This is a genomic window from Nostoc sp. S13 (genome assembly GCF_029379315.1).
Classification (GTDB): domain Bacteria; phylum Cyanobacteriota; class Cyanobacteriia; order Cyanobacteriales; family Nostocaceae; genus Nostoc.
This window is the reverse complement of record NZ_JAQYWQ010000058.1, coordinates 1-11822: the sequence shown is the minus strand read 5'-3', so window position 1 is coordinate 11822 and position 11822 is coordinate 1. Positions and strand designations below refer to the sequence as shown.

The 11822-nt window shown below is 42.8% G+C and carries 8 protein-coding genes and 1 pseudogene; 3 read left to right on the top strand and 6 right to left on the bottom strand.

The features are described 5' to 3' along the window. Positions 1-197: 197 nt before the first annotated feature. From PUQ00_RS18250 to PUQ00_RS18235, 4 genes and pseudogenes are all read right to left on the bottom strand, one after another. Positions 198-1538, bottom strand: a complete 1341-nt coding sequence (locus tag PUQ00_RS18250; RefSeq protein WP_300419178.1) for a four-carbon acid sugar kinase family protein — start codon at positions 1536-1538, stop codon at positions 198-200. A gap of 219 nt (positions 1539-1757) precedes the next feature. Beyond that, positions 1758-2420 carry a hypothetical protein gene (locus tag PUQ00_RS18245; RefSeq protein WP_300419176.1) on the bottom strand — a complete coding sequence of 221 codons (663 nt, stop codon included), beginning with the start codon at positions 2418-2420 and terminating at the stop codon, positions 1758-1760. A gap of 56 nt (positions 2421-2476) precedes the next feature. After that, a pseudogene (locus PUQ00_RS18240) lies at positions 2477-2977 on the bottom strand (DUF29 domain-containing protein). Positions 2978-3631: 654 nt separating this feature from the next. Beyond that, complete coding sequence (locus tag PUQ00_RS18235; RefSeq protein ID WP_300419174.1) at positions 3632-3769, bottom strand: hypothetical protein; 138 nt, start codon at positions 3767-3769, stop codon at positions 3632-3634. Between the two features lie 409 nt (positions 3770-4178). Here PUQ00_RS18235 and PUQ00_RS18230 point away from each other — a divergent pair, with 409 nt between their 5' ends. Further along, entirely contained in the window at positions 4179-5318 is a 1140-nt protein-coding gene (locus PUQ00_RS18230; RefSeq protein WP_300419173.1) for a Gfo/Idh/MocA family oxidoreductase, read from the top strand. Between the two features lie 199 nt (positions 5319-5517). On the opposite strand, the gene zwf is transcribed toward PUQ00_RS18230, so the two are convergent. Both zwf and PUQ00_RS18220 read right to left on the bottom strand, forming a co-directional pair. Then, positions 5518-7056 carry a glucose-6-phosphate dehydrogenase gene (zwf, locus tag PUQ00_RS18225; protein WP_300419171.1) on the bottom strand — a complete coding sequence of 513 codons (1539 nt, stop codon included), beginning with the start codon at positions 7054-7056 and terminating at the stop codon, positions 5518-5520. A 304-nt stretch (positions 7057-7360) separates the two neighbouring features. Further along, positions 7361-8650, bottom strand: coding sequence for a Glu/Leu/Phe/Val dehydrogenase (locus PUQ00_RS18220; RefSeq protein ID WP_300419169.1), 1290 nt, complete (start codon positions 8648-8650; stop codon positions 7361-7363). 1105 nt (positions 8651-9755) lie between these two features. Here PUQ00_RS18220 and PUQ00_RS18215 point away from each other — a divergent pair. Together PUQ00_RS18215 and PUQ00_RS18210 are read left to right on the top strand one after the other, a co-directional pair. After that, complete coding sequence (locus tag PUQ00_RS18215; RefSeq protein WP_300419167.1) at positions 9756-10808, top strand: permease; 1053 nt, start codon at positions 9756-9758, stop codon at positions 10806-10808. Between the two features lie 136 nt (positions 10809-10944). Next, positions 10945-11718: a TIGR03943 family protein gene (locus PUQ00_RS18210; protein WP_300419165.1), complete on the top strand. Its 774-nt coding sequence runs from the start codon at positions 10945-10947 to the stop codon at positions 11716-11718. Positions 11719-11822 lie beyond the last annotated feature (104 nt).

Genomic DNA, 11822 nt, shown 5'->3' with positions numbered 1-11822 from the left:
ATTACTAATATTAGATCAGTTGCAAAATGCAACAACATCCTTATACCATTTTGGATTGTGAAATAGTAGAGACGTTGTGCCTAGCTTGCTTGCCCAAAGGGATACATTAACGCATCTCTCACAATCTTTGTTCAAATTGGTATTTACACAAGTAAAGTACTAAGTAATTCAAAATTATTAACATTTTTACTCAAAACTCAAGACTCGTTACTTAGGATTGTTTTAGTCAACCTCTGATAAATGATCCCCAAGGCATCAGCTTCCCCGACATTACCTGGAAACAGCACCACAGGCAAATTAGGAAACTGGGGATGATCGGATGGCGTTAATACCATTGAACAACCAGCTAAAATTTGACCGAGTAAGCGGGCTGAAGTTAAAGCGAGTCCAGTACTTAAAACATCATTAGAGGTAATACCACCCTTGCTGATTAAGAATCCGATATCAGATGGTAAACTCCGCACAATATCCATCAATAAACCTGAAACTATTGTCCCAAACTCCAATCGTGTCTTGACATCTTTAAAACTCAGTTCCTGACGGCTAGTATAAACCACTGGTGTTTTACCAGCCTCGTGTACCGCTCGTGTACTTTCTTTGATTTCATTTAGCAGTGCCGCAGATTGATTTGCCTGATCTTCAAGTAACCGCGCTACATTCACTTCGATTCCCACAGTTCCTTCTACTTGCAACAGCGCCTCTAATTGCTCAGTAGTCTTTTTCACATGGGAACCAACAATCACCGCACCTGGTTTACCTTGCCGCACGTACTGCGCCATGTTTTCGGCGGCAATGGGTTGGGGTGGTAAAGCGGCTAAAGCGGTTAAAATACTTGCTGCACTGCGAAACAGAAAGCGTTTCCCTTGACTTGCTGCTGCTAATATGTCTACTGCAAAGCGGTTGAGATCAGATTGAGTTTCACCATCTACAACAGCGCACTTATTACCATTAAGTTGTAACAAGCGTGACAAACTACCAGCCCGAATATCGGCCAGGAGAAACCTTTCTACAGCATCGGCACTAATTCGTCCTTGAGTCTTTTCTTCGACATACTTGGGTAAGTAACTGTGATGGTAGCTGAAGACTGAATCACGGGCAAATTCAGTTTCATGGACTGGGGTGGGTACACCGCCAATAATTAAATAATGCACACTGTCGCGAGTGATGCGTCCGCCCTCAAAAAATGCTGGTACGAGAAAATGAGCATCAAAGGGGCCAAGTTCTTGAGCGATCGCATCAGTTTCAATGGGATAATGTCCCCGCAAGGTAGAATCAGAACGGCTGACAATCAGAAAATCGTCAATCCCTTCAGCATCCAAGGCGATTTTCAGGTTTTGGCAAACTTCTGTGGTGACAGATGCAGCTGACTCTGGTGTTAAGGATCTAGTGTTAGTCAGGACAAAGAAAATCGGCGAATCATCCTGCAACCCGATGCGTAAAGTGTCCACATCCCAGTGCATTAGCAGCAAGCAGCTATGGACTGTTTGAGAACCTGTAGGATCATCATCCAGGACAATTATTTTCGGTTTGTTGCTCATTTAAGTCAACGGGGCGATCGTTTTTTGGAAAGTATTAGGCGACTAGAAGTCGCTACTACACAAGCAAAGTCCACCTGCGTGGACTAATACAAAATCAAGGGTTTTCTAACCTGCGGAGGCAGGTTTTGTCTGTGTAGCCAAGCCAGTGCGATCTTGGGGGTTTCCCCCATGAGCACCTGGCGTGCGACTTCTAGTCGCCCAAGCTTGACAAACATCCACTCAGCCTTTGTGTAATTTTCGGATTTCTGCTTGCACATCGATCGCAATTTGCAATGATTGATTTAGCAGTTGAGCATATTCGCCTGCTTGACTACTAAGTTGTAAAGCTTGCAGACTGGCTAAATTATTCACAAATAACTCTTGGTTATTAGCAAGCAATTTTTTATTATCTCGCAAAATTCGTTCCGTTTTCAGAGCGCGGACTAAATCTTCTCGAATCAGTTGCAGGGCGGCGGTGACTTGATCTCGGTCATGGATACTGCTTTCTACGTTTCCTGATGCTGCTAATTGATCATTAATATCTATGGCATGGATCAGGTCATGATATTTATCAACTTCGTCTAAAAGTATTGTCAGTCCTTCGGGACAGGTTAATTGTCGCCAGAGCGCTCGCCCCACTAATATCGGGATTGGCACTAAAATTAGTAAAAGAATTCCGAATTTAATTGAAGAACCAATTGTCGGCAAAATAATAAACGCGTAGATAAAGCCAACAATTATCGGGGTTAGTGCCAGCATAACCAACATTTCATTGATCAAAAACCCTAATCGCTTTTTGCTATCTCGCAGAACAGAAGGTCTAAAAACGTCTTCTGGATCGAACCCAGTTAAACGTCTCAGTTCCCCCTTGCTAATTTCCAAGCCTATTAAATCCGGCTGCACGGCTGGATAACTCCTATGGAAGCCCAAGTTAAGTATCTATTTTAATCGGCTTTACCTTAATGATTGTGGTTATATTCAGGAAACCAGTTTTCATCTAAAATTTGTTCTAAAGAACCAATGGGTATAGAGGGGAATATGTCAATGTAAAGTTGAGAGCGTAGTTTACCGCCGTAGGCATCGCTTACTTCTGTCCTTGCATCTTGATAACATTCATCAAATATTTCTAAAATGTAAGGTTTTAAGCTAGGACTATCTTTCAGAGCTTTTTTAATGTCTCTGCGAAAAGTCCTGATTTCTCCTTTCCAATGTCCTTGATTACGTTCTCGTTCTTTCTCCCAACACTTGAGTTTTAGTAGATGTTCAAGAAGCTTAATTTATAAACTTTCAATTGTTCGCTTCTCCCTTTTACCTATAGTTTCTAATTCTTCTAACAAATTATCTAAATCAACAATAGAAAACTGTCCAGTGCGAAGTTGGTTTATAGTTGTCCTCAGCCACAGGTAATAATCTTGGTCGTATAAGGTTTGAGTTGCAGATTGGATTATTGGTTTCACCATATACTAGCCAAACTCCTAAAATGATGCAGAAGGAAAAATTAACAGTCCGCATTATTACAAGCGAGCCGGTGAACACTGTGCTTATATTCTTCGCGAACGGAAGCGTCCTGATGATTGGCATTTAATTGAGAAATCTGCAAGATTAGATGCGTTTAATCAGTAACACTATGATTTTGGGCGATTGCACTTTCCACTACACGTCATTCAGATCCCCGACTTCTTCAAGAAGTCGGGGATCTAGGTGAAGCGATCGCACTCTTAATTACACGATGATTTTGGGTGAGCGCATAGCTTACTGTTAGACATTGCATTTTGTTAATTGGGTGCGATCACATAGCTTGAGAGAGCATTCATCCACGTTCTAATAATTGCTCAACTAGTGCGATCGCACTCTCGATAACCCGATTATTTTAGGCGATCGCAATGATTTCGAGTTGAAGTGAAATACGTGAGAGCGATCGCTACATGACTCATAGTCATGGGAATCGTGGGTAATGCTTCATCGTTAGAAAAGGATTATGATTCTTTCTTTGGTCAGCACAAGTTAAGTGTCTATTCTAATTGACTTTACGGTGATGATTGTGGTTATATTCAGGAAACCAGTTTTCATCTAAAATTTGTTCTAAAGAGCCAAGAAGTGCAACAGAAAATATATTAATGGGAAGTTTTGAGCGATCGCTCCTTGAGTAATTCTTGAATAGCTTCCCATTGTCCAGGGCGAAAGTCTGCTGTGGAGTTATCAAGCGCTTGACGCAGAAGCAATAATCCCTGTTCGTGGAGGTCGATTGCCATATATACTAAGTATCTGTTTAGCATTTTTGTTGTAATATCAAATACAAGCAAAACTTAGTTGTGTTCAGGACTTATACCACTAAAAGTTTCATAAAGTGAAACGATATAAGGTGTAAGAGCAATTTAGTACTGTACTGCGTGAGGATCTTCAACTGGCGTTTAAGGTTTTGGTCGTAACTTTGGGCCGCTAATGCTACATACTAAGCATCCCTCATGCTGGGGTTATGAATTTTATTTAAGATGCAATACCAGAAATATTCCTTAAGTCTAAATTAAAGCTTACTCAAAGAATGAGGTTTTCATTTCCCAAATCCTAGAGAATAGTTGAGAAGCTTTTAGCAGAAACATAACTTGCACGTAATTAGTGCATGAAAATTACCAAACTATTCTTTGATTAGAGAGTATAAAAATGACTGCTACAAATGATCAGCGCAAAATTCGTTACGCTGTTGTTGGTTTAGGTTGGTTTGCCCAAGAAGCTGCCTTACCTTCTTTTGCTAACGCCGAAAACTCGGAATTAGTCGCACTGGTTTCAGATGATCCCACTAAAAGCGAAGAACTGAGCAAAAAGTATGGCATTAAACATACTTACTCCTACGATGAGTATGAGGACTGTCTAACAAGCGGCGAGGTTGATGCAGTTTATATTGCGCTGCCCAATCACTTGCATTGCGACTATAGTGTACGGGCTGCTAATCAGGCAATTCATGTGTTATGTGAGAAGCCAATGGCAACAACTGAACAAGAGTGTGAGGCAATGATTAAAGCTGCCAATGACAACAATGTGAAGCTGATGATTGCCTACCGCTTACATTTAGAAGAAGCTAATTTACAAGCAGTGGAAATTGTCAGATCAAAGCAAATTGGTGAACCTCGAATTTTCAACTCGGTTTTTACTCAGCAAGTAGAAGAAGGCAATATTCGTTTACGAGATGTCACAGGTGGTGGTACGCTCTATGATACTGGCATCTATTGCATTAATGCTGCGCGTTATCTATTGCAAGATGAACCAATTCAAGTATTTGCTGTAGCTGCCAATAAGGGAGAAGAACGCTTCAGTGAAGTGGAAGAAATGACTAGCGTCATCTTGCGTTTCCCTAATGAGCAATTGGCAACATTTACCTGTAGCTTTGGAGGGGCAAATGTTTCGACCTATCAGATTGTAGGTACTCAAGGTGATTTACGAGTAGAATCTGCCTATGCTTGGCAGGGAGAACTAAAGCATTACCTGACAATTAATGGTGAAACCCAAGAGCGTACTTTTGAAGATCATGATCAACTAGCGGCTGAATTTATCTACTTTTCTGATTGTATTCTGCAAGATAAAAACCCAGAGCCATCTGGAACGGAAGGGTTGATTGATGTTAGTATCATTCAAGCGCTTTACCAGTCAATTGAGACGGGTCAACCTGTGCAATTACAAACTCGCGATGCCTGCGGCGGTAAACTACGCCATCAACGTCCCACATCGGCTCAAACTATTGAGCGTCCTCCTGCTAAGGATGAGCCAGACCTGATTCATGCTGCTGCACCTTCTAATGAATCGTAAGGTACGTTTAAGTATCTTTGACAATAATATCAGCTTGATCAGACAAGGGGTTTAAGCCCCTTGTTCTATGCGACCTAACAGGTAAGTTCAATATACTATTTTTTTGATTAACTTATTGTTTGGAAATCCCTGAGAGACTTCCCTTTCACTTCAAAGAAAGCCAAGCGAGTATTGATGCCACCAATATCTCCAGCAAGAATCATGGGTTAATTCTCTGCCACTGCCGACCATCGCGCACCAACAAATCATCTGCTGCCAATGGTCCCCATGAGCCTGCTGCGTAGTTGGGAAAGTTTTCAGGTAACGTGGTTGCCCAAGCCTCTAGAATCGGGCTGACGACGCTCCAGCCCAGTTCTACGTTGTCTGCTCGTTGAAACAAAGTTGCATCACCGATCATGCAGTCGTACAGCAAAGTTTCATAGCCGGTACTTGGGATCGTGCCAAAGTGGTCAGTATAGCAAAACTCCATTTCCACTGCATCCATTTTCATGGCAGGACCAGGCACTTTTGCACCAAATTGGAGGTGAATTCCTTCGTCTGGTTGAATGCGGATGGTTAAGAAATTAGGTGTGAGGCGCTCAATCGATGTTTGGCGAAACAATAGTGAGGGTACTTGCTTAAACTGAATTGCAATTTCAGTCACGCGTTTAGCCAAACGCTTGCCGGTTCTGAGATAAAATGGCACCCCTGCCCAGCGCCAGTTGTCGATGTTCAGCTTTAAGGCTGCATAAGTTTCAGTGGTAGAGTCTGATGCAACTCGTGGCTCTGATCGATAAGCAGGCACTTGCGTATCCTTGATCGTTCCCGCATCATACTGTCCTCGTACAGTATGAGTTTGCACAGCTTCAGCAGTAAGTGGAACGATGGACTTCAATAGTTTTGATTTTTCATCACGCACCTCATCGGCTGAAAACGAGATCGGCGGTTCCATCGCCGTCATTGCCAACAGTTGAAACAGATGGTTTTGCAGCATGTCCCGCACTGCGCCTGTACCTTCATAGAAGTTGCCTCTGCCTTCGACTCCAACCGTTTCGGCTACCGTAATCTGTACGTGATCAATATGTTCACGATTCCAAATTGGTTCAAACAAGCCATTACCAAACCGAAATACCAGAATGTTTTGTACAGTCTCTTTGCCCAAGTAGTGATCAATGCGGTAAATCTGTTTTTCCTCAAGGACAGCACCAATGGATTTATTCAGGGTACGAGCCGAGTCCAAGTCGTGCCCAAACGGTTTCTCAATGATGACTCGGCGCCAGTGATCGTTGTCTTCACGCACTAATCCTGCCGCGCCAAGCTGCGTAATGATGTCGCAAAATAAGTTAGAGGCAGTTGCCAGGTAAAACAAATAGTTTCCCTGAGTGCCACAGTCTTGATCGACTTGAGTGAGTAAGTCCTGCAACTGATGGTAAGTGTCATCTGACTGAAACTCACCGGCAAGATAGTACAGTCGCTGCTCAAGCGGTTGCCAGAGCTGCTCGTCTACGGGAACCGTTGCGAACTCATGAATGTCTTGGGCAAGTTTACTGCGAAAATCGTCCTGGCTCATTGGACTGTGTGCAACTCCAACGATCGCAAATTCCTGCGGCAGCAAATTGCTTTGTTTGAGATTGTAGAGAGCGGGAAGTAGCAGACGCTTGGTTAAATCTCCCGCAGCTCCAAAGATAATGATCACGCAAGGTTCTGCCGGACGGATTGAGGCTTCAACAGGAACCTGGGGCGTGGTGGCAACCGTCATGATAAAATCTCCGCATGTTCTTCAAGATGTCCACCAAACTATAGCGCATTGCAGACAGCAGTTTGTCTACAAACTTACCTTCACCTCTAGAGCTAAATCGCTGGTATAGTGCAGCACTCAATACTAAATAGGCGTACCCTGATTGAGGGCGGCAGTAATCGTTATAGAGGGTGAACCCTATAGACCATGTGGGAGTTACTAGTCATGTTGTTGCGATCGCCCAACAAAAAAAGCTAGGGCGGATCAAGTAAAATTACTGCCGACAATAATCTATTCTGCCGCCTAAACAACTAAGTATAAAAATTTAAGGATAAAGACCTCTGTCAGTCAGCGCCTGAGCTACTCTACCCACCCCCAGTGTATAAGCTGCTAACCTTAAAGAAATTTGCCGTACTTTTGATTGGTGAATCACCCGATGGTAGGCATGTACCATCAAATGTTCCATTTCTCTGTTAACGCGCTCCTCATCCCAAAATACGTAAGAAAGACCTTGCACCCACTCCAAATAACTCACCACTACACCGCCAGCATTAGCCAAAATGTCTGGTAGCACTGTCACACCCCGCGCCTCTAACGCCAAGTTAGCTTCAAGAGTAACGGGCCCGTTAGCTGCTTCTGCGACAACTTGCGCCTGCACCTGATTCACATTTTCTTCAGTGATCTGGTTTTCTAAAGCTGCTGGTATTAAGACATCGCAGGGTAAAGTTAATAAATCTGCATTGCTAATTGGTACAGATTCCGGGAAACCCGTAATACTCTTGCGATTTTCAACAGCGTAGACTTTCAACTTAGGAATATCAAGACCAACTTCGGAAAATATTCCCCCCGCACCCGTTGAAACAGCGATGATTTTCGCGCCTGCTTGATATAGTAATTCTGCTGCGGCACTGCCAACGTTACCGAAACCCTGAATCGCTACTCGCACTCCCGCCAAGGATTTACCTTGATCTGCCAGCGCCTCACGCACAATAATCATCACACCACGTCCGGTTGCCATTTCTCGTCCCAGTGAACCACCAATAGAAAGCGGTTTCCCAGTTACAACCCCTGGCACAGCATGACCGACATTTACAGAGTAAGTGTCCATCATCCAAGCCATCTCACGGGCAGAAGTACCCATATCGGGTGCAGGAATATCTACGGCAGGCCCAATATCTTTAATCAACTCGCTGATATAACGGCGGCTGATTCGCTCTAATTCGCCAACACTGTAGCGTTTTGGATCTATGGGAATGCCACCTTTTGCACCACCGTAAGGAATACCTAACAAGGCACATTTCCAAGTCATCAGCATTGCTAGAGCGGATACTTCCCGTAATGTTACAGCCGGATGGTAACGAATTCCGCCTTTGTAGGGGCCTAAAACATCAGAGTGCTGCACGCGATGTCCAGCGAGAACTTGTATTTCCCCATCATCTAGTTTCACGGGAATGGAAACCGTAACAACTTTACGCGGGTGGCTGAGAATTTCCAGCAAACCCTGATTTAAATTTAATTCTTTAGCTGCCGCTTCTAAGTAGCTACATGCTTGATCAAATGGGCATATGTGCCCTGGAGAAGCTGGTTCTGGCAGCAACAGGGATTTTGAAATCATAAAATTTTCTCCTAATCACGGTATTTTTACGAACCGGATATCATCTGTACTTAGCTTATCTTTTTTTTTTGAAAAAAGAAGAATATTGTAGTTTTTGTTACAGTTTTTTATTTAATATTCTGCAATTCCTGCAAAGCAGTATACGGACTAATGGATTAATAAGTTCTAGATAGCCTGCTTTGTCAGGGAATTCCAAAAAATAAATTATCTTACGGGGAGTGGTTCTCTAGCGATACGTGTCAACTTAACGTGAAAGTTAGTCTAGAAGCAGCTTTTAAAGATTATCTCGAAAAGAAGTCTCTGACTCTTAATGCATTCCGAGAGGGCTGCCGCCTCAAGACTTGCGGCAGAGCCGCGATGAGGTGCATTTCCAGCCACAGCCTGGAAACGAGGTTTGATCTACCTAGAGAGACTATCGAAAACTGCCTTAATAGCTTTGGAGCAAGCAGTCAACGGTGGTAATCGTATTTATTTTTACATTGCTTAACATAATTTGATTTATTCTTGCCCACTTGCTTATCAGCATTTACCGTGTTTGCTAAAATTTAGTCTTGCCTTTTTAGAGTTGTTATAGTAAAAAATCAACCAAAGCTCAGATCAAATTTTGCCAGAACTAGCCAAAATCAATGATGGTATGAACCAAGAGCCATGTCTATGATGGTCACTGACTTGTACTAAGCGCAGTCCTTGGCGCAGCCTCTGGCAGAGAAGTAGCTTTGTCAAAGTGCGGGCTACGCCTACTCCAAATGTTGAATAAGTGTGAATACTTGATGAAAATACAGCCGAGCTAATATCTTATCCAGCAAATTACTGTAAGTATAGACATAGGTAATTTCAAATCATCTATACAGTTACTTACCCTCTCGAATCGGAACAATTTCTGAACTCAGACAATCTTAGAAATGGTGATCACCAGTAAGTCCCCTCAGGTAAAAATCACTATTTGGGCTGAATCAAAGGTTTGCTGCGATTAAACCCTAGTTGCAAGCTCAGACAACTTGCTACTTAATAATGTTTAATTTTCCCGAATTACTTTTGATCCCCATTTCGATAGAATGACTAGGCAGAACCCTAAAACTCAAAACCGCTTTTGACTGCGACGCCCATGAATCAATTGAACAATGGTTTTACGCTATTTTTAAGTCTGCTAGTCGAGGCGATGCCTTTTTTGCTTCTTGGGGTTTTATTCTCCAGTTTGCTGCTGTTTTTTGTTGATGAGCGCAAATTAGTAGAAAAAATGCCCAAAAATCCACTGCTGGGTGCTTTAGTTGGCAGTATGATCGGCTTTTTATTTCCGGTGTGTGAGTGCGGGAATATACCAGTAGCGCGGCGGTTCCTAATTCAGGGAGTACCCACACCAGTCGCAATTGGTTTTTTGCTAGCAGCACCAACAATTAACCCAATTGTAATTTGGTCAACTTGGACAGCATTTCGAGATCAGCCAGAAATAGTCGTCTTACGAGTCGTATTTTCCCTAGTAATTGCCACAATTATCGGGTATGTTTTCAGTTTTCAAAAGGACTTAAATCCCATAGTCCAACCTGCGATCGCTCGTTATATGAAGTTTAATCCACCCGCGCAGCCTGAAACCAAACGCCGTGGTAAACGTTACGAAGTACAACAGGAGGCAACAGTACCGAATATCTTGCAATCTGGGACTTATATCTTAGGAGGAAAAGCTGGTATACCTCTGCGAATAGATGCTAGTTTTGTACCGCCTACCTCAAACTCTACTTCCAATAAACCGCTTGGAGATAAACTGCGCCTAGTTGTGGATAATAGCATCCAAGAATTCCGAGAACTGGGCGGAATCATGGTTTTAGGGAGTGCGATCGCTGCTGCTATTCAAGTGCTAGCTCCCCGTGAATTAATTCTCAGTTTGGGTGCTGGGCCCATTACCTCAATTGTGGTCATGCTGATATTAGCAGTAGTGGTGTCAATTTGTTCTACAGTCGATTCTTTCTTTGCCCTATCTTTTGCCTCAACCTTTAGCAGTGGTTCATTGTTGGCATTTCTAGTGTTTGGGCCCATGATTGACATCAAAGGTATTGGTTTACTGTTATCCATTTTTAAACCCAAAACCGTTTTTTACTTATTTGCTTTAGCAGCACAATTGACATTTGTATTCACTCTTTTCCTTAACTTGCATGTCCTTTAAAAAATTATTTGTCATTTGTCATTTATCCTTTGTCCTTTGTTAACGACTAATGACCAATACTTCTCTACGAGAGGCTACGCCAACGACAAGGCTCAGTACAAGTGACCAATGACTAATGATTAATGACTAATGACCAATGACTAATAAAAATCCCAAATCTAAAATCCCAAATCTGTTACTCCCTTGGCTGGATGCTATAGCAATTACAGCTTGGGGCATTTTAATGTTGAGATATTGGCTAACTAACAAGCTGAACCTGTTGATTCACCCAAATTACATTTGGTTTGTGGTCGTGACTGGTATCAGCTTGATCATTATTGGTTTCTTAAAGATGCAGGAACTTTGGCAACGGCGTCGCCGTGATGTTATACCAAGCTCTCAGCATATTAGTTTATTTCCCCCTGGTTGGGGTAGTGCTTTGTTGTTGACTACAGCGATTCTAGGTTTTATCATTACACCGCAAGTTTTTGCTAGTGACAAAGCACTCCAAAGAGGTGTGACGGCTGATTTATTGGGAAGCACACGCGTCAAACCCCAAGCCTTTCGGGCTACTGTTCGTCCAGAAGAGCGATCGCTTGTAGACTGGGTGCGTACTGTGAATGTCTATCCAGAACCAGATACATATACAGGTCAAAAAGTTAAGGTGCAGGGATTTGTCATCCACCCCCCGGATATAGGAAAAGAATATTTGTTCTTAGCACGATTTGTCTTAACTTGCTGTGCAGCAGATGCTTACCCTGTGGGATTGCCCGTCAAACTACAAGATAATCAAGAGCCTTACTCTCCTGATACGTGGCTGGAAGTCGAAGGACAAATGGTGACAGAAAATTTGGCAGGTAAACGCCAACTTACCATTGCCGCTACATCTCTCAAAAAGATTCCTCAACCGCAGAATCCTTATAGTTATTAGTTATTTGTTATTTGTCATTTGTCCTTTGTCATTTGTTGATGACTAACGACCAATGCCCAATGCCCAATGCCCAATGCCCAATGCCCAATGCCCAATGCCCAATG